This window comes from Pseudomonas allokribbensis (genome assembly GCF_014863605.1).
In the GTDB taxonomy this organism is placed as follows: Bacteria; Pseudomonadota; Gammaproteobacteria; order Pseudomonadales; family Pseudomonadaceae; genus Aquipseudomonas; species Aquipseudomonas allokribbensis.
On the sequence record NZ_CP062252.1, the window covers coordinates 2,869,436 to 2,888,731 of the forward strand.

Consider the following 19,296-nt stretch of genomic DNA (forward strand, 5'->3'; position numbering starts at 1 on the left):
TTGGCTAATCTGGCCTCAGCCTAACAAAAATAACGAGAACGCTCATGAAGCAGCTTCTGACCCTGATGGTGTCGTCCGCACTGGCTTGTGCCTCGCTGGAAAGTCTGGCGGCCACCGACCTGATCCTGCACAACGCGAAGATCTACACCGCCGAACCCGGCCAGCCGTTGCAGCAGGCTGTAGCCATCGAGGGCGACAAGGTGGTGGCGGTCGGTTCGGATGCGCAGGTGCTGCGCCTCAAGACCGCCGACACCCGGCTGATCGATCTGGGCGGCAAAGTGGTGATGCCCGGTTTCATCGACTCTCACTCCCACACCATCAAGGGCGGCTTGCAGCTGCTTCAGGCCAATCTCGACGGGCAGATGCTACCGCTCGATGAGCTGGAATCGCGCTTGCGCCAATGGCGCGAGGACGGCAAGGCCCGGCGCGGCGAATTCCTCAGCGTCGGCGGATTGCCCTCGACCTACTGGAACCAGACCGACGCGCTGGAGAAACGTTTCAATCAGGGCGAGTGGGCCGATCAGCCCTTGTTGCTGCTGGGCTGGGACCTGCACACCGGCTGGGCGAATCGGGCGATGCTCAAGCGCGCCGGCATCGATGCGGCGCGCATTCAGGCCCTCAAGCCCGAAGAGAAAGACACCCTCGGTCATCACCCAAACGGACAGCCGAACGGTTTTATGGTGGACGCCGGGCTCTATCCGGTGCAGGCCTTGTTGCCGCCGCCGACCGATGAGGCGCTGCTGGCGGGTGGTCGCGCCGCGCTGGATTACTACAAGAGTCTGGGCATTACCGGGTGGATGGACCCGCTGGCCAACGAACTGCCCGGGGCCGACGTGAAAAACGACTCGCTGGGCGTGCTGCCGACGTACAAGAAGCTTTCGGAACACGGCGAACTCACCGCCCACGTCGCCGCGTTGCTGATGGCCGATTCGAAAGCCACACCCGCCGACCTCGATGAGCTGGACAAGGTGCGCCAGCAGTTCCTCGGCGTGCACAACCTGACGCTGCCGGGCATCAAGGTGTTCGCCGACGGAGTGGCTGAATCCCCCGCGCAAAGCGCAGCCATGCTTGAGCCTTACAAGAACTCGAAGAAGTCCGGCGAGTTGCTGATCGATCCGGCGCACTTTGGCGAACTGGTCAGCGCCGCCGACGCCCGTGGCTGGCTGGTGCATATCCACGCCATCGGCGACCGTGCGGTGCGCGAATCACTCAATGGCATCGAGCAGGCGCGCAAGGATCGCCAGAGCGGCATCGCTCATTCGATCACTCATTTGCAGATGGTCAACCCGAAAGAATTCACCCGGTTCAAGGCGCTGAACATCATCGCGTCGATGCAGATGTACTGGGCCAGCGCCGATGAATCGAGCATGGATCTGGTCAAGCCGTACGTCAGCGCCATGGCCTTCATGTACACCTATCCGGCGCGCTCGCTGCTCAAGCAGGGCGCCACCATTGCCGGTGCCAGCGACTGGCCGATCACCACGCCGGAACCTTGGAAAGCCATTTACCAGGCCGTCAGCCGCAAGGGCCCGAAAGGCGTGCTCAACGCCGCCGAAGACATCGACCGCCAGACCATGTTCCAGGCCTACACCCTGAATGCGGCCAAGGTTCTGCGCCTTGAAGACAGCATCGGCTCGCTCAAACCCGGCAAGCAGGCCGACCTGATCGTGCTCGACCGCGATGTGTTCACGGTCGCCGCCGAAGCCCTGCGCGACACCCAGGTGCTCAACACTTTCTTCGCCGGCCGCGAAATCTATCGCCGCCAGCCGTAAGCCGCACTCCGATTACAACGCTAAAAAAGGAAACCCTTTCGTGAACCTTCATTGCTTCGTCACAGACACCCATAACCCGCAAACCCGTGGGCACCAGATCGGTGACGCCTTCAGCGCGCAGATTCGCCAGACCGTTGCGCTGTATCTCGACTTTTTCGATCAACTCGATATTCCGTCGCAGCAAGTACGCGACATCGGCGACGCCAGCCTGAAAGCCCTGGAAGACTGGAGCCCGGCACTGGCCGAGGAAATCGTCGCCATGGCCGAAGGCGCGGATCTGCCGGCGTGGCAGCTTGCGGCCCTGAATGCCCGTACCGAAATCCTTGCCGTTATGCCCTCGACTGAAGGCGAATGCTCGACGGCGGTCTTCGCCCCCCAGGGCTCGGCGGCACTAAAAACGATTCAGACCTGGGACTGGCACGACACGCTGGTACCCAACGGTTTGATCCTGCAACTCACCACCGACGCCGGGATGACCGTCAAGCTGTTCACCGAATTCGGCATGCTCGGCAAGATCGGTGTGAACAGCGCCGGGCTCGGGCTGCACTTCAACATTCTTCACCATGCCAGCGACAACGGCGCCGCCGGTGTACCGGTGCATGCGATTGCGCGACGGATTCTGGAACAGGCGCGCAGCGTCGATGAGGCCATCGAACTGGCGCGTTCGGCGCGGGTCAGCGCGTCCACGGTGTTGACGGTGTTCTCCCGCGCCGACTCGACCCTTCGTGCCGCCAGCATCGAGCTGTCGCCAGCCGCCACAGCCGTGGTGTTGCCGAACGCCGAAGGCTGGATCACCCACACCAACCATTTCCTCGATCCGAGCCTGAGCGCTGGCGAACGCACGCCGGACGCCTCGACCACCTACGCCCGCATCGACCATGTGAACGCCTTGCTGAGCGGCATGACCGAGGGCGACCTGATACTTCGGGCCGATGCCATGTGCGGCGCGGCCGGCGAGGAAGCACCGATCTGCTTCCGCCCCGATCTGAGCATGCCGGCCACCGAGCGTTGGGAAACCTTGCTGACCATTGGCATCGACACCGAACTGGGCGTCCTCGAATACGCCGCCGGCAACCCGAAACAGTTGGCCAGAAACGGTTACCAGCGTTTCTGAAACCCTGAAGCAACGCCCCGAAAAACAACAACAAGAGGAGCACCCCATATGGCCAGTCACCCTGAACGCACGGCGGGTTCACCGTCGGCGCTGAGAACCTTCTTCGTCTCCGGCATGGGCACCGCCCTGGAGTTCTATGACTTCGTGATCTACGGAACCGCCGCCGCGCTGGTGTTTCCGAAGGTGTTTTTCCCGCAGATGGATCCGCTCACCGCGACGCTCGTTGCCTTTGGCGCGTTCGGCGCGGGGTTCTTCGCCCGGCCGTTGGGCGGCATGGTGTTCGGGCATTACGGCGACAAGCTCGGCCGCCAGAAAATGCTGGTCATCACCTTGTTGTTGATGGGGCTCAGCACGTTTCTGATCGGGTGCCTGCCGGGCTACGCGTCGATCGGTTTGGGCGCGCCGGCGTTGCTGGTGCTGCTGCGACTGGTGCAGGGCTTTGCGGCGGGAGGCGAGTGGGGCGGGGCGGCGCTGTTCGGCATCGAGTCGGCACCCGTGGGGCGTCGAGGGTTGTGGGGCAGTTTCACCAGCATGGGCATCGGCATCGGCGGGATTCTCGGCTCGGCGGTGTTCGCTGTGGTCAGTGTGGCGGCGAACGATGACCTTGCCGATTTTGCTTGGCGCATTCCGTTCTGGCTGGGCGGTGTGCTGGTGCTGGTCGGGCTGTATGTGCGGTTACAGAAACCGGCGCAGTCACTCAACGAACCGAACGTCCACGGGCGCATGCCGTTGATTGAAGCGTTGCGTGCGCGACCTCGGGCCATGTTGCTGTGCACTGGCATCGCGTTTGGCTACGTGACCATCGCCTACATCGGCAGCACGTTCTTCCTGTCCTACGCCACGCAGTTGGGTTATGGCAGCACCGATGCGCTGATTTTCGACATCGCGCTGTCGGTCGCCATTGTCATCACCGCGCCGCTGTTTGCCTTGCTTTCCGACCGCATCGGCCGGCGCAAGGTGATGATCCTGGGGGCGTTCATCATGGCGGCCGGGTTCTTCATGTTCTTCCCGTTGGTGGGCCTGAAAAGTCTGTTGATCTCCACACTCGCCTACATCGTGATCGGTGCGTTCATGGGCGCAACGCAAGGGCCGATCCCGGCGTTCCTGGCCGAGCAGTTTCCACGGGACATGCGTTATTCGGGGATGTCGGCGGCGTACCAGATCGGTGCCGCGCTGGGAGGCGGGACGGCATCGAGTGTGGCCACGGCCATTCTGATCGCCAACAACCACGACGCGTTTGGCGTAGCAGTTTACGGCGCGGTGGCGTTGGGGATCGTGGCGGTCTGCTCGTTCTTCCTCAAGGAAACCGCGCACTTGAACCTGGAAGAAATCGATGCGTCAGTGACGGCTGCTTCGACAATCCCGCCTGCCGTGCAACGCTGGGAAACACGGTGAGGCTGGCGCCGCCCCTTCTTTGCAGAAGCGGGCGGCGCTCTATCCTCAGGTGTGATGGATGTCCCGATCCTTGGTTTCCGGCATGAAGAAGATGCCGAGAATCGCCGTCATCACTGCGATGACAATCGGGTACCACAGGCCGTAATAGATATCCCCGGTGGCCGCGACCATGGCGAACGCCACGGTCGGCAGGAACCCGCCGAACCAGCCGTTGCCGATGTGATAGGGCAGCGACATCGAGGTGTAGCGGATGCGCGCCGGGAACAGCTCAACCAGCCACGCCGCAATCGGGCCGTAAACCATGGTCACGTAGATCACCAGCACGGTCAGCAGGAGCAGCACCATCGGGTAATTGGTCTTGGCCGGGTCGGCTTTTTCCGGGTAACCGGCCTCTTTCAACGCGGTGCCGAGGCTGGCGGTGAAGGCGTCGTTGCGGGTCTTGAAGTCGGCGGCCGGCATGGCGGTGCCTTCGAAACTTTCGATGACCTTATCGCCGATACGTACCTGAGCCACGGTGCCCGGTTCCGCCACCACGTTTTCGTACGGAATCGCCCGTTTGGCCAGGATGGTCTTCGCCAGATCGCAGGAACTGGTGAATTTGGCCTTGCCTACCGGATCGAACTGGAACGAGCACTGGTCAGGGTTGGCGACCACTTTGACCGGGTTCTTTTCCTGGGCGACGAATACGTCAGGGTTACCGTACTGGGTCAGCGCGTGGAAGATCGGGAAGTACGTCACCGCCGCCAGAATGCACCCGGCCATGATGATGCCTTTGCGCCCGATTCGGTCGGACAGGCTGCCGAAAATCACGAAAAACGGCGTGCCGATCAGCAGCGAACCGGCGATCAGCAGGTTGGCGGTTTGCGGGTCGATCTTCAGTGTTTGCAGCAGGAAAAACAGCGCGTAGAACTGCCCGGTGTACCAGACCACCGCTTGCCCTGCGGTGCCGCCAAGCAGCGCCATGATCACGATTTTCAGGTTGTCCCAACGGGCGAAGGATTCGGTCAGCGGCGCTTTCGAGGACTTGCCTTCGGCCTTCATCTTCATGAACACCGGCGACTCGTTCAGTTGCAGACGGATGTACACCGACACCGCCAGCAGCAGGATCGACAGCAGGAACGGAATCCGCCAGCCCCAAGCCTCGAACGCCTCGGTGCCCAGCGCGGTGCGGCAGGCCAGAATCACCAGCAACGACAGAAACAGCCCCAGCGTCGCCGTGGTTTGAATCCACGAGGTGAAATACCCGCGTTTGCCCTTCGGCGCATGCTCGGCCACATACGTCGCCGCGCCGCCGTATTCACCGCCCAGCGCCAAGCCTTGCAACAATCGCAGGGTAATCAGAATGATCGGCGCCGCGACCCCGATGGTCGCGTAACCGGGCAGGAAACCGACAATCGCCGTCGACACCCCCATGATCACAATCGTGATCAGAAACGTGTGCTTGCGCCCGATCATGTCACCCAGTCGCCCGAACACCACCGCACCAAACGGCCGCACCGCAAAACCGGCGGCGAAGGCGAGCAGGGCGAAAATGAAGGCCGTGGTCTCGTTGACCCCGGCGAAGAAGTGCTTGGCGATGATCGCGGCGAGCGAGCCGTAGAGGTAGAAGTCGTACCACTCGAACACCGTTCCGAGGGAGGAGGCGAAGATGACCTTGCGCTCCTCTCGGCTGACGCTGTGGTGCGGGGCACTGCCGGTGGACATGCTGTCGAGTACTGCCATGGGTGTTCTCCGTCGTGCTTGTTGTAGGCCGGAGCACTTCATCAACGTCGCGTACCCGAGGCCTTTGGCTGGTGCTGGAGCAGGTGTTTCGTGGAGCGTGCACAGAATCAGGACCTCGCGCGGGAGGGCGGGGTTTCATTGAGCATAATTGGGATTGGGGGGATAGCCAGTGGGGGGGGCGGTGGGTGTGGGTGTTGTCGGAGATGGAATAGTTGATTCGGGAGGAGGTTAGGGCTGCCAGCGAAAGAAGGGACAGTGATGGGTGCAATTTCAAATAAATATAAAAAACTAGTATTTCTGACAGTGGATTTGCAGTTGTAGGCGCGCAAGTATGAATTTGGCTCAAGTTTTTAAGAGCCAAGAACAGAGTGCGAAGGGCACGGATTTATTAGTGGAGCTCAAGGAGACGCGGCAATGGCTAATAAAACGCTTTTGGTCACGGAATTGCCTGAGGAGGCGACGCCTGACATTGTCAAGGCTGCAATTGAAGGTAAATATAAAGTGAAGGTGTTAGAAATGGGGCCTGTTATTCGAAAGGGTAGTATTACGTCAGTACAAGCTATCTATGTTCCCGCAGATGATATAACTGATCCCGCTCCCGCAACGACTTTTGCACATTTGGACTCCACAATAGTTTTGTCGCGGTGAGTTAATCTAAGGATAATCACAGGGCGATAATCAAAGCAAATCAAAAGGAAATCAAAAGGGGACAGATTTATTTAGAATCAAAAGGGGACAGATTTATTTAATTGTCCCCTTTTGATGTTAAGCACTTTTCTCTGGTCGTCCTCGGTCTCTGAATTGAATGCGTCTCCCGGTGATTTTCTCGATTTCGTCAACGAATCTCATGTTTCCAGTCAGTTGGCCCCGCTGAAGTGCTCCCCTTATGAGTTGCAATTCATTGGTGGGTGTCGCCATCTCAACAAACGATTTATAGCGTTCACGCCTTATGGCATCCGTAGGCCCTAGCTCCAGAAAGCAGGGATCTTTGTCCAGCCATGTGGATTCAGAAAAATCGCACAGGCGCAGAGCAAAACTTGACCAACGATAATCTTCTGCTCGCGCCACCATGCGGGCTCGCACTGGGTTTAGCTCGATGTAGCGTCCGCAAGCCAATAGATAAGTGTCGGATTGAACGGCGCTGGATTTGTAGCGACTTTCCCATAGCGTCCCGGTTCTCCCCTCAACCTTGTTACGATACCGCGTCATCCGCCCGGCGAGGGCTTTCATGAGCTGTCCAAGGCTGGACGTTGATTCCCCTGGGGCGAGCAGCAAGTGGACATGGTTGGTCATCAAGCAGTAGGCATAAACTTTTATACCTAAGGCTTCCTTGAGCTCGCGCAGGTCAGAGACATAGCGTTCGAAGTCCATTGGGTCGGCGAAAACGACCTGTCTATTGTGGCCGCGCTGCACGATGTGGTGCGGGTAGTGGGGTAGCACGATGCGTCCCGTTCTGGGCATGAGTCTTCTACGTCCTTGTTTTGACGGATGAAGCTTAGAAGGTGGCGAGACTGACGCAGGCAGGAAATGTCAGAGAATGTATCCGCCTTGGCTGAGCGCACGAATTTAATGAGCCTGCGTACCGTTATCTATTATGGTTAATCAGAATTTTGGTTGTTCTAAATAAGTATTAAAAACTGTTATTTCTATCAGGTGCGATTGCGGCTGTTTGTGTTGATACTCTGTTTGGGAAAGGGAGTGGAAAATAAATCTGTCCCCTTTAATGTGTTAATGGGTCCCCTTTAATGTGAAAGAAGTCAGAGGTGGGCAGTCAAAAGGGGCAGGTTTATTTAAGCGTCTTCTGAAAATAAATCTGTCCACTTTGATTAGCCCCCGTTGGTTACTGTTTGATAGAAAAGGGTGAAGGCAATGGACAGGAAGCTCAACCACGCTACAGCGTTTACATATTGTACAGGGCTAGTATCTATGAGTGTGATATCCGCCGCACTCACGATTTTTACGGTGGGTTCGGCGCAAGGAGTTGCATTCCAGCAAACAGACGAAGACATGATATTGGAGCACGCAGCTCGTTGCCTCGGGTTGTCGAATATTTACAGAATTAGCGCAGAGCAGCTAGTGCAGGCGAGCGGACTCGACCAAACGTGCCAGCCGTTCACACCAACCCCTAATTCGACGTGTCGCCGGCGGGCGCCGCTGGACATTGGAAAATCCGTCTTAGCCGAGGCCAAGGCTACCCCAGAAAATATTGGGGCGGTGGAGGCTTACGCCCGGTTTATCCGATTCCCGGGCGGCGGTCCCTCTAAACCGCAAGGCGCGTCGAACTCGGGTGTAGGAAATCTACCCGCTGCAGCCGCAGTTACATTACCGGCATGCCCCTAGTTTCAAGAACTGTCTAGTCCTAATACAGGTGTAAACCTATTTCAGGACTAGACAGGTGTAAACCTTATTCAGGACGGGACAAGTTTAATTAAAAGGGGACAGATTTATTTAATCGTCCCCTTTTGATGTTATGTGGTAAGAAAGGTGACCCCAGGAATCAATCTGTCGTGAGTGCATTCGTCGCGTCGTTTGTCGCACTTTGCGCGCCTGCGTTGGTGCACGCAGCTCCAGTCGCTTGCGATGGCGTTACTGTAGTTCTGATAACCCCCGACATAGTCAGAGGGTTATCCTTTAACGTCGAGGTGGCGGTGGACAGCGGTTTTCTGGGAAATGTTAGCGGCGTGGTGCAGTTCACTGGCCTTCAAGGGCCGGGTTCAATTCTCACGTCACCTAACCAGACGTTCTCTGCAGCAAAGACCACAGTAACGGTCAGTACGAAACCCACGACCATCGCCAATAACTACAAGGGCACGCTGCTGGGCGTTGTGAACGGCGTTCAATGCGAGAAACGGGTGGAGGGGGTGCTGGATTTGCGTGCTTCCTGACGCGATGCGAGATTTCAGAAAAAGTGACGCGGAATTACCCGCGTCACTTTTTTTGTTATTCCGTCGGCACAACGTTATCCAAAACCTGATTCACCGCCAGTTCCGCCAGCATCACGATCTGCGCGATGCCTTGCGCGGTTTTGCGGTGGGGGCCTTCGAGGAGGTCGACGAAGTTGTTGAGCATGACGTTGGCCGAGCCAAGGGTTTCGACGGCGTCGGCGAGCAGGGATTCGTTGTTGCTGGCCGGGTTGGCCTGGTAGAGGCGGTTGGGGTAGTAGGGCGCGGCCATCATGTGGGCTGAGATCGGGCCAAGGTGGTAGTCGAGGGCGCGGTTGGCGGCTTCGTTGAATCTCTTCGAATCAGGGCATTCGTAGGGTGAGGTTGGGTCGGTGATGCTGGCCGGTTCGGTGACCGGGGGATTTGGCGTTGCTTTGAACATGTTCATTCTTTTCCTATGGTGAAGCCGCCAGACCCGAGCTACTAAACAAGGGTGGAGGCAGCTGTGCGCAGGTTAGTAGACCGGGGAAAAGAAGAAAGCCGGCGTGCCCGAGGGCACCCTACGCACAGCCACCATCAAATCCAGGCATGGGAATACCTGACTGACAGACACCTGTGCACTCTTCAATTACCAACGGGCTACTAAACCCGATCACTGCGAATCAGTGACCCGATCCAAGTTACCGGCCGACCCCAAGGCGCACAAGCCGGCGGATTCTGGCGTAGCCGTAGGCTCTGGCGCAAGGATTTGTGGGCAATTGCGCGTAACTCCAGGTGTCTTTAAACACACGCATCGAAACCTGTTTATCGGCCCCCAAAGCACGCTGAAACATCCCCCCGAAACCACCCCGGAAACCACCATGGCTTCAAACCCGCCGCCGTGTCTGTAAACTGGCCACCCGAAACGGCGCGCGATGGCGCCGTCCTCACTGCCAGCGAAGGACTTTCCCATGGCCAACCAAGACATCACCTACACCCCGGATCCGGATGCAGACTCGATCTCTTCGGACGTGACCGAATTCAACGGCATCCTGATGTCGACCCAGATTCCGACCCGTGCCGACGGCAGCCTGGAACTGGGCGACGTCACTGCGCAAAGCGAATGCACGTTGCAGGCGCTGAAAGTCGCACTGGAAAAGGCCGGCAGCTCGATGGACCGCGTGCTGCACCTGACCATCTATCTGACCGACATGGCTGACCGCGCCGCATTCAACGAGGTGTACAAGCGCTTCTTCGCCAAGCCATGGCCGGTGCGCGCGGCGGTTGGCGTGGCGGCGCTGGCGGTTGAAGGGATGAAGGTGGAAGTGACTGCGATGGCCGCGAAGGCCTGATTCAGCCCCGGATGATCGTTCCCACGCTCTGCGTGGGAATGCCTCCATGGACGCTCAGCGTCCTGCCGTGGAAGGGACGCGGAGCGTCCCGGGCTGCATTCCCACGCGGAGCGTGGGAACGATCTACGACCGTCCGCGCGGGAACGATCTGAACGATCTGCGTCCGGGCGGGTTTAAAACAGCCACCCGGCAGCACAGGCGTGCCGGCCACGCGTTTCGCGGCTACAATGCGCGCCTCGACCGTGACAGCCTGACTAAAAAAACATATGTCCTTGCCCAAACATCACCTGGAACTGCTCAGCCCCGCCCGTGACGTGGCCATCGCCCGCGAGGCCATCCTGCATGGCGCCGACGCGGTGTACATCGGCGGCCCGAGCTTCGGGGCGCGCCACAACGCGTGCAACGAGGTGAGCGAAATCGCCGAACTGGTGGAATTTGCCCGTCGCTATCACGCGCGCATCTTCACCACCATCAACACCATCCTGCACGACAACGAACTGGAGCCGGCGCGCAAGCTGATCCATCAGTTGTACGACGCCGGCGTCGATGCGCTGATCGTCCAGGACCTGGGCGTGATGGAGCTGGACATTCCACCCATCGAGCTGCACGCCAGCACCCAGACCGACATCCGCACCCTTGAGCGGGCCAAGTTCCTCGATCAGGCCGGTTTCTCGCAACTGGTACTGGCCCGTGAACTGAACCTCAAGGAAATCCGCGCGATCGCCGATGAAACCGATGCCGCCATCGAGTTCTTCATTCACGGCGCGTTGTGCGTGGCGTTTTCCGGCCAGTGCAACATTTCCCACGCGCAGACCGGGCGCAGTGCCAACCGTGGCGACTGCTCCCAGGCCTGCCGTCTGCCGTACACCCTGAAAGACGAAAAGGGTGGCGTGATCGCCTACGAAAAACACCTGCTGTCGATGAAGGACAACAACCAGAGCGCCAACATCCGCGCGCTGGTCGAGGCCGGTGTGCGCTCGTTCAAGATCGAAGGTCGCTACAAGGACATGGGCTATGTGAAGAACATCACCGCCTATTACCGCCAACGCCTGGACGACGTGCTCAACGACCGTCCTGACCTGGCCCGCGCCTCCAGCGGCCGCACCGCGCATTTCTTCATGCCGGACCCGGAAAAAACCTTCCACCGTGGCAGCACCGACTACTTCGTCAGTGATCGCAAGATCGACATCGGCGCGTTCGATTCGCCGACCTTCACCGGTCTGGCGGTGGGCGTGGTCGAGAAAGTCGGCAAGCGTGACATGCAAGTGATCACCCACGAGCCGCTGTCCAATGGCGACGGCCTCAACGTGCTGGTCAAGCGTGAAGTGGTGGGGTTCCGCGCCAACATCGCCGAAGCCAAGGGCGAGTTCGAGGAAGAAGGCGAGAAGCGCTACCGCTACCGCGTCGAGCCGAACGAAATGCCGGAAGGCCTGTACAAGCTGCGCCCGAACCATCCGCTGAACCGCAACCTCGACCACAACTGGCAGCAGGCCTTGCTCAAGACTTCTGCCGAGCGTCGTATCGGCGTGAGCTGGCTGGCGAAGCTGCGTGAAGAGCGTCTGGAACTGACCGTGACCAGCGAAGAGGGCATCAGCGCCAGCGTTGCGCTCGACGGCCCATTCGGCGTCGCCAACAAACCGGAACAGGCGCTGGACACCTTGCACGACCTGCTCGGTCAACTCGGCACCACCGAGTACCACGCGACCTCGATCAAGCTGGATGCGCCGCAAGCGTTCTTCATCCCGAACTCGCAGCTCAAGTCGTTGCGCCGCGAAGTGATCGAAGCGCTGACCGCCGCCCGCGTTGCCGCCCACCCACGGGGCGGCCGCAAGGCCGAGACCACGCCACCGCCGGTGTACCCGGAAGCGCATCTGTCGTTCCTGGCCAACGTCTACAACCAGAAAGCTCGCGACTTCTACCACCGCCACGGCGTGAAGCTGATCGACGCGGCGTACGAGGCCCACGAAGAAGCGGGCGAAGTGCCGGTGATGATCACCAAGCACTGCCTGCGGTTCTCCTTCAACCTGTGCCCGAAACAGGCCAAAGGCGTGACGGGTGTGAAGACCAAAGTCGCGCCGATGCAGTTGATCCACGGCGACGAAGTGCTGACCCTAAAGTTCGACTGCAAACCGTGCGAAATGCACGTGATCGGCAAGATGAAGGGCCACATCCTGAATCTGCCGCAGCCGGGCAGCGTGGTGGGGCATATCAGCCCTGAAGACCTGATGAAGACCATTCCTCGGGCGCCGCACTGATTCAGAGGCAATAAAAAACCGGTGACGAAAGTCACCGGTTTTTTTATGCCTGCCAGAAACTCAGCTGGCTTCGTAGCGTGATCCCGTTGTCGGCGCCGCTTCGCCACTCAACGCATCGACCATCGGCGGATGCTCCTGCGCGGCCTGACGCAGATCCTCGGTCACCCGCAGCTCGGCGCCAGTTGGCGAGAAGGTTGCCGCTGCTGCAAACGGAGCAGGATTGGCCGGCACCGGACGCTTGCCACGGCGCCAGAAGAAGAACGTCACCATGCTCAGGTTGACCAGCGCGAAGGCCCAGAACAGGCCGCTTCCGCCATGGGCGTTCATCGCCGGCGAAATCAGCAGCGGGCTCATCGCCGAGCCCAACGAGTTGATCAACAGCATGCCTTGAATCATCGGCACCAACGTTTCGACCGGTGCACGGTCGGCAGCGTGGCTGACGGCCACCGGGTACAGCGCGAACACGCCGCCGCCCAACAGGAACAGAGCCGCCGCGAGCATGGCCGAGGACAGCGGCACCAGCACGATCACCAGCGACAGCACGGTGCACGCGGCGCACAGCACGGTCAGCACTTGCAGGCGATCCTTGCGGTCGGACCAGCGCCCGACCGGGTATTGCAGGAGCATCGCGCCGAGAATCGTCCAGGCCATCATGCTGCCGACTTCGCCGACGTTCAGGCCGATGCGTTGCAGGTACAGCGGCAGCAGGGTGTAGATCGCGGCGATGGTCACGCCGGAGCCGAAGCAGCCGACCAGCCCGGTCGGTGATACGCCCAGCAGTGCCCGTGGCTTGAGCGGTTCGACCTGTTCCAGTAATGGCGACACTCGCGGCAGGATCACGATTGGCAGCACCGACAACGTCGCCAGCATGCCGGCCACCATGAACGGTGCGGTATCGCCCAGGCCGGTGATTTTCCCCAGCGTGGCCTGGCCGAGCACGCCGGCGCCGTAGAGGACGATCATGTACAGCGCCAGCAGACGCCCGCGAATCTTCGCGTCGCCGGCCAGCAGCAGCCAGCTCTCGATCACCAGAAACACGCCGACCGTGGCCCAGCCGTTGATCAGGCGCAGGACGACCCAGCCCCAGGTGTCATAAAACAGCCCTTGCAGCAGGATGGTCGCGGCGATCAGCGAGGCGAAGCTGCTGTAGGCGCGGATGTGGCCGATGCGCAGGATCAGCCGGTCGTTGAAGATCGCCCCCAACGTCAGACCGATGAAATAGGCCGAGGAGACGATGCCGATCATCGTCGCCGATTCGCCGGCAGCGCCCAGGCGCAAGGTGGTCAAAGAAGACAGAAAACCGTTGCCCAGCGCAACAATGAACAGCCCGAGCAGGGGCGCCAGCGCCATGGCCAGCAAACGCGGTGTCATAAAAACCTCAAGTGATCGAACAGCGGAACGTGCGCCTCTGCGCATGCGAGTGCCAAGCCGAAGTGTGTTGAAGACAAGCGACCGCCGAACGGGCAGGACGATTGAGCCTGGCGCACTGTGTGAAAGTGGCCGGCTGTTCAAACCTGAGGGTTGTCATGGCTGCGGGCAGGCGCCGGTCGGGCGACTGCAAGAGGAGGCGCGATTTTAAGCCTTGTGTGGCGTTTGCCAAGGTGCCGGGCCTGCGACGCTGGGACGCAGGCCGGCCGATGTTGCCCCGAATGCCAGTCAGCCCACGGACTTCAACGGAATCGGCCCCTTGAGCCGGTCCGTCATCGTGGCGCAGTACCAGTCATCGAACTGGCAGACGCCGGTCTCCGCTGTTTCCGAGTACGGCCCCGGTTCATAGGACGGGGACGTCACGCCACGCTGGGTACCTTCGACCAGCGTGCGGTCCTGATCGTTGGTGGCGACCCAGACTCGGGTCAGGCGTTCGAGGTCGTAATCCACACCTTCCACCGCCGTGTCCGGCACCAGCCATTTGGTGGTGACCATGGTTTGCGTGGCGCTGATCGGGAGCACCCGGAAGCTCAGGGCGTGGTCGCCGAGGAAGTGGTTCCAGGTGGACGGGTAGTGGAAGTACAGCAGCGCGCCGATGTCCGGTTCGGCGGTCTTGTCCAGGCGCCCGGCCACCGCAGGTTTGCCGTCCATGGTGTAGCTGACCGCCCCGGACGACAGCGGGATGCGGGTCATGCGGTACTGGCCGTTGATGTCCATCACCAGTCGGCTTGGCAGCCCGGCTTTCTCGCAGGTGTTCCAGTAGGCCGTCAGGTGCGGATCATCTTCGCCACCGGCGCCACCCACGGACGGGTTGTCGACGTAGGATTTCAGCAGTTCGGGGTGGGAGCCGTCGCAGTGGTAGCACTCGCGGTTGTTCTCGAACACCAGTTTCCAGTTACCGTTCTCGATGATGGTCGACTCGAAAGCCACTTTGCAGTTGTCCAGATAATGCGGGGCAATGAACGGGCTGACGGCCTTGCGAAAGCCTTCGAAGTCCGGCGCCCTGGTGGCGACGCAGACATAGATGTAGCTGTGCACGATTTCGCAGTGCACGGATTTGAGGTTGTACTGCGCCTTGTCGAAATCCGGGCCCATGTTGCCGGCGTACAGCAGGTTGCCGTCCAGCTCGTAAGTCCACTTGTGGTAGGGACAGACCATCTTCGCGACTTTGCCGTGCTCGTGTTCGCAGATCTTGGCGCCGCGATGGCGGCAGGCATTGTGAAACGCGCGGACTGCGCCGTCCTTGCCGCGCACCACGGCGACCGGGTAATCGCCGATCTGCAGGGTGAAGTACTGGCCCGGTTTTGCGATCTCGAACGTATGTCCGGCGAAGATCCAGTCCTTGTGCCAGATCTGTTCGAGGTCCTGGCGGTAGACGTCTTCATCCTTGTAGAGGGCGCCCGGCAGCGAGTGCCAGGGTTTGCGCTGGGCGATCAGGTCAACCACGGTGTCGTTGTTATTCATTGTTATCCTCGTCATGCGCGTAGGGCCGGAACGGGTTCCAGCCTATCTGTGCCAGGAAAGCCGTCACAAACGACATTTCCGGTGGGCAATCGATGCGTTGAGGTTATGGGTGAGGGCGCGCGAAAACCGGCTCGAGCGTGGCGATGGCCGACGCAGACTGGTCCAGATTGCGAATGGCCTGTTTCACCGCGAGGCTGCGTTCGCGGCCGAGGCTTGAGGCGAACAGGTCGAATTTCTGCTCCAGTTCTTCGCGGCTCAGGGCCGTTTCGGGATCGCCGCGTGCGGCGGTGATCGGGCTGACGAGCACGCTGCCGTTTTTCAGCGTGACGGTCAGGCGCGACAGAATTTCATTGGGGAACCGCGCGGAAATATCGGCGGCTTCGACAATCTCGATGCGCGCGCTCAAGGCGCGGATGTCGGCGGCGTGGATGGATTCGCCGGTGACTTCGTCCGGCCCGAGTTTGCCCCTGACGATCAGCGCTGCCAGCGGAAAGGCCAGGGCGTATTGCGCCTGATCGGCATCCGCCGGGGCATGACCTTGCAGGCACATCGACTCGTAGAAGGTCTCGACGCGGATCGTTTCGATCACCTCGGCATTGAGCGCTGGATTCTCCTTTTGCAGTTGCAGCATCGCGGTCAGCGCCGGTTGCGCCCAGCGGCACACCGGCCAGGGTTTGAAATACTGGCTGTCGATTTCCCAGCGCTGGCCGAGGTCGAGCCAATGCTCGGCCACCGAAGCGTCCTCGACGGTTTCTGCCGGCGCACCGGTCACACCTTCCTTGGCCATCAACAGCGCATTCAATCCGACAAAGGCGCCGCTGCCGTGGGCGTCGCGCAACATGGTCGGAAACGCGATCAGTCGCATCATCGGGCAACGGGCGCTGAAGTACTCGGCGATGCCGAGTGCATGGCGGAATGTCGTCTCGTCAAAACCCAGCAAACGGGCGCCGGCGCAGACCACGCCAATCGCCGAAAAACCGCCGGACGCGTGGTAGGTCGGGGAGGTCGCCATCAGGGCCGTTCCGGCGCGCAGTCCGGTTTCATAACCGAGGCACAACGCGCTCAACAGTTCATGCCCGCTAATGTCCTTGCCTTGGTGATGCAGGGCATCGGCGAGGGCAAGGAGAGCCGGTACCACGGTCGCGCCGGCGTGCCCCTTGGATCGGAAGTGGCCTTCGTGGGCATCGAGGCTGTCGGCGGAAAAGCCACCGGCCCAACCCGCGCCCAGCAGATTGACGCGCTGACCGTCGAACAGCAGGCGGCTGCCGTACTCGCCGGCGGGGTAGTGTGAAACGGCAAAACGGCGCAGCGCCACACTGGTGTCGTTGGACGCAGCACCGGCCATGACGCCGACGATATCCAGCAAACTGTTCTGCAGGATCTCCCGGGTCTTGGCCGGCGCCTGGAGGAAATCAAAGTCGCGGCAGAATTCGTAGAGTGACATTCAACAGTTCCTTCCTGTGAGGGGAACCGGCCAGATCCCGGCCGGCGCCGCTCCACAATGAGTCAGGAAGGTGATGCCGCTCCAACGACATTTTCATCGGGCAATTGATAACTAAACCGATGGCTAGCGGCGCGGAAACTTCGACAGGATCCAGTCGCGAAACCGGCGCAGGGCGTCTTCGTTGTCCGCCGTCTCTCGGCAGCTCAGGTAGTGCCAGCTGTTGCGCAACTGCACTTCCTGTTCAATCGGGCGCACCAGCAAGCCGCGCTGCAACAGCGGCGCAACCAGGTGATTCCAGCCCAGTGCGATGCCCTGATGGGTCAGCACCATGCTGATCAGCAGGTTGTAGTCGTTGGCATTGAAAATCTGCGGGCTGGTCGCCGGGCGGTCGTCGATGTCGATGGACTGAAACGCCAGCCACACGCCCCAATCGACATGCTCGGCGACTTGCGAGCGACCATAAGGGCTCAGGTTCAGCAGGGCCGAATCGCGCACGCCTTCGATGGTCGAGATTTCCGGGTGCTGCTCCAGGTACTGCGGCGTGCACACCGGGTAGATCAGGTCGTGGCACAGCGGGTAGCTGCGATAGCCTTCGCGGATGCGCGAAATCTTGGTGATGAACACGTCGGGTTGCACGCCCGGTTCCATGGTCAGGAAATTCTGGGTGGTGATCAGGTTCAGTTCGATGCCTTCGCTCTGGGCGAAGAATTCCGGCAGGTGATTCGACAGCCACAGCGCAGAGAACGCCGGGGAACAGCAGATGGTCAGCACTTTCTTGCCGGACTGGCTGCTGCGGATGCGCTCGGCGGCCTGGGCGATGTTCACGAATGACAGCTGCGCGGCGTCGAAAAACAGCGCACCCGCCGAAGTGAGCTCGACGGCCCGCCCGACACGGGTGAACAACTGCGCCCCCAGGTAGCTTTCCAGTTCGCGGATCTGCCGGCTGATGGCGGCTTGCGAAACGCACAATGCTTCGGCGGCACGGGTGAAACTCTGATACTTGGCGGCAGCGACAAATGCCTTTACGGCCCTCAAGGACGGCATCTTCAGCAAGATGGTGTCAGGGTCGACATGCTTGGTCATTCGTACGGCCTCCTCACGATACGGCTCCCCGGCGAAGCGCGACGAGGGTAGCCCAAGCCTGCGCGCAGGGATATGCCGGCGTCGCAGCAAGGATAGTCGCAGTCGCTGGTGGGCGATGCCCGCTGCAAGGGGCGGATGCCGGCGTGATCGATAACCCGACGTTATCAACTTGCCCCTATAAATGTCGTTGGATTAAGCGCGGGGATGCTAATAAATTTGAAACGTCCCTCGTTCCTGGGGTCCCAAAAATAATAAAAGGAAACCCGTCGTGACGACATATGACTATTACCGCTGCCGCTTAAAACCAGTTTCGCTCGATTGCATGTTGCTTGAACCCGAATATGCACAACGCGATGGAGGCAAGGTATGACTCGCTCCGACGAAATAATCTGCGTCAAGAATGTATATAAAGTCTTCGGCTCACAGCCAGCACTGGCCATGAAGTTGATAAAAGAAGGTGCATCGAAAGCCGAAGTATTCAAAAAGACCGGGCAGGCCATTGGTGTGTTCGATGCCAACTTCTCGGTCAAGCGAGGCGAGATCTTTGTCATCATGGGTTTGTCCGGTTCCGGCAAATCGACCATGGTCCGACTGTTCAATCGCCTGATTGAACCCACCGCCGGCAGCATCTTTCTGAATGGTCGGGAAATCACCGGTCTGGGCGACAAGGACCTGTTGCAGGTGCGCCGCAAAGACATGGGCATGGTCTTCCAGTCGTTTGCCCTGATGCCGCACATGAGCGTCATCGACAACGTCAGCTTCGGCCTGGAAATCAGCGGAGTCGGCGAAAAGGAACGTTACTGCCGGGCCATGGACGCCCTTGAACAGGTCGGGCTTTCCGGGCAGGAAATGTGCTTCCCCCATCAGCTCTCCGGCGGCATGCAACAGCGGGTCGGCCTGGCCCGGGCGCTGGCTAACGATCCGGCCATCCTGCTGATGGACGAAGCGTTCTCCGCGCTCGATCCGATGATCCGCAGCGAGATGCAGGGCGAGCTGATCAAGCTTCAGGCTGAGCAGGATCGCACCATCATTTTCATTTCCCACGACATTGAAGAAGCCGTACGTATCGGCCATCGCATCGCGATAATGGAGGGCGGGCGCGTGGTGCAGATCGGCACGCCCCGTGAATTGCTGTGCAACCCGGTGAACCAGTATGTCCGGGATTTCTTCAACGGTTTCGACACCAGCCGGATATTGCGGGCAGGCGATATCGCGCAAACCGATTCGGGCATTACGTATGACCCGGCCCGTCAAACCCCGATCAAGGCCGACGCTTCCTTGCGCGAGATCTTTCATATAGTCGCCGCTTCTTCAACACCGATGCCGGTGGTCGATGAAGTTGGACTTTATAAAGGGTCGATCTCGCAGGGGCATCTTTTAAGTTGTCTCGGTAATAACTGAACGCT

Annotated in this window: 14 protein-coding genes and 1 pseudogene; 8 read left to right on the forward strand and 7 right to left on the reverse strand. The window is 60.1% G+C overall.

Annotation, left to right across the window (positions count from 1 at the left end):
• Nucleotides 1-44: 44 nt before the first annotated feature.
• The 3 genes from IF199_RS13065 to IF199_RS13075 are packed head-to-tail and all read left to right on the forward strand — an operon-like array spanning nucleotide 45 to nucleotide 4,281.
• Nucleotides 45-1,772, forward strand: coding sequence for an amidohydrolase (locus IF199_RS13065; protein ID WP_192560661.1), 1,728 nt, complete (start codon nucleotides 45-47; stop codon nucleotides 1,770-1,772).
• 40 nt (nucleotides 1,773-1,812) lie between these two features.
• Nucleotides 1,813-2,886 carry a C45 family autoproteolytic acyltransferase/hydrolase gene (locus IF199_RS13070; protein WP_192560662.1) on the forward strand — a complete coding sequence of 358 codons (1,074 nt, stop codon included), beginning with the start codon at nucleotides 1,813-1,815 and terminating at the stop codon, nucleotides 2,884-2,886.
• A 48-nt stretch (nucleotides 2,887-2,934) separates the two neighbouring features.
• Nucleotides 2,935-4,281: an MFS transporter gene (locus tag IF199_RS13075; RefSeq protein WP_192560663.1), complete on the forward strand. Its 1,347-nt coding sequence runs from the start codon at nucleotides 2,935-2,937 to the stop codon at nucleotides 4,279-4,281.
• A gap of 45 nt (nucleotides 4,282-4,326) precedes the next feature.
• Here IF199_RS13075 and IF199_RS13080 read toward each other — a convergent pair whose 3' ends face one another.
• Nucleotides 4,327-6,003: an MFS transporter gene (locus tag IF199_RS13080; RefSeq protein ID WP_192560664.1), complete on the reverse strand. Its 1,677-nt coding sequence runs from the start codon at nucleotides 6,001-6,003 to the stop codon at nucleotides 4,327-4,329.
• 531 nt (nucleotides 6,004-6,534) lie between these two features.
• Here IF199_RS13080 and IF199_RS13085 point away from each other — a divergent pair.
• Nucleotides 6,535-6,648 (forward strand): annotated as a pseudogene (locus IF199_RS13085) (hypothetical protein); the annotation flags it as partial.
• A 120-nt stretch (nucleotides 6,649-6,768) separates the two neighbouring features.
• Here IF199_RS13085 and IF199_RS13090 read toward each other — a convergent pair.
• On the reverse strand, nucleotides 6,769-7,464 hold the full coding sequence (locus IF199_RS13090; protein WP_192560665.1) for a transposase: 696 nt from the start codon (nucleotides 7,462-7,464) through the stop codon (nucleotides 6,769-6,771).
• 1,046 nt (nucleotides 7,465-8,510) lie between these two features.
• Here IF199_RS13090 and IF199_RS13095 point away from each other — a divergent pair.
• A complete protein-coding gene (locus IF199_RS13095; RefSeq protein WP_192560666.1) occupies nucleotides 8,511-8,888 on the forward strand; it encodes a hypothetical protein in 378 nt (125 codons plus the stop codon).
• Nucleotides 8,889-8,943: 55 nt separating this feature from the next.
• Here IF199_RS13095 and IF199_RS13100 read toward each other — a convergent pair whose 3' ends face one another.
• Nucleotides 8,944-9,327 carry a DUF6124 family protein gene (locus IF199_RS13100; RefSeq protein WP_192560667.1) on the reverse strand — a complete coding sequence of 128 codons (384 nt, stop codon included), beginning with the start codon at nucleotides 9,325-9,327 and terminating at the stop codon, nucleotides 8,944-8,946.
• Between the two features lie 508 nt (nucleotides 9,328-9,835).
• Between IF199_RS13100 and IF199_RS13105 the strand changes: the two genes are divergently transcribed.
• A complete protein-coding gene (locus tag IF199_RS13105) occupies nucleotides 9,836-10,216 on the forward strand; it encodes a RidA family protein (RefSeq protein ID WP_065261325.1) in 381 nt (126 codons plus the stop codon).
• 266 nt (nucleotides 10,217-10,482) lie between these two features.
• Nucleotides 10,483-12,471, forward strand: coding sequence for a peptidase U32 family protein (locus IF199_RS13110; protein WP_192560668.1), 1,989 nt, complete (start codon nucleotides 10,483-10,485; stop codon nucleotides 12,469-12,471).
• 60 nt (nucleotides 12,472-12,531) lie between these two features.
• Here IF199_RS13110 and IF199_RS13115 read toward each other — a convergent pair whose 3' ends face one another.
• The 4 genes from IF199_RS13115 to IF199_RS13130 all read right to left on the reverse strand — a co-directional run bounded on the left by IF199_RS13115 (nucleotide 12,532) and on the right by IF199_RS13130 (nucleotide 17,890).
• Nucleotides 12,532-13,842 carry an MFS transporter gene (locus IF199_RS13115; RefSeq protein WP_102621647.1) on the reverse strand — a complete coding sequence of 437 codons (1,311 nt, stop codon included), beginning with the start codon at nucleotides 13,840-13,842 and terminating at the stop codon, nucleotides 12,532-12,534.
• A gap of 285 nt (nucleotides 13,843-14,127) precedes the next feature.
• The gene (locus IF199_RS13120) at nucleotides 14,128-15,363 is read right to left on the reverse strand and encodes an aromatic ring-hydroxylating oxygenase subunit alpha (protein WP_192560669.1); all 1,236 of its coding nucleotides are present in this window, start codon (nucleotides 15,361-15,363) and stop codon (nucleotides 14,128-14,130) included.
• Between the two features lie 103 nt (nucleotides 15,364-15,466).
• Complete coding sequence (locus tag IF199_RS13125) at nucleotides 15,467-16,807, reverse strand: MmgE/PrpD family protein (RefSeq protein ID WP_192560670.1); 1,341 nt, start codon at nucleotides 16,805-16,807, stop codon at nucleotides 15,467-15,469.
• Between the two features lie 123 nt (nucleotides 16,808-16,930).
• Entirely contained in the window at nucleotides 16,931-17,890 is a 960-nt protein-coding gene (locus tag IF199_RS13130; RefSeq protein ID WP_096821679.1) for a LysR family transcriptional regulator, read from the reverse strand.
• A 366-nt stretch (nucleotides 17,891-18,256) separates the two neighbouring features.
• Between IF199_RS13130 and IF199_RS13135 the strand changes: the two genes are divergently transcribed.
• Nucleotides 18,257-19,291: a quaternary amine ABC transporter ATP-binding protein gene (locus IF199_RS13135; protein WP_102621644.1), complete on the forward strand. Its 1,035-nt coding sequence runs from the start codon at nucleotides 18,257-18,259 to the stop codon at nucleotides 19,289-19,291.
• The last annotated feature ends 5 nt before the right edge of the window (nucleotides 19,292-19,296 follow it).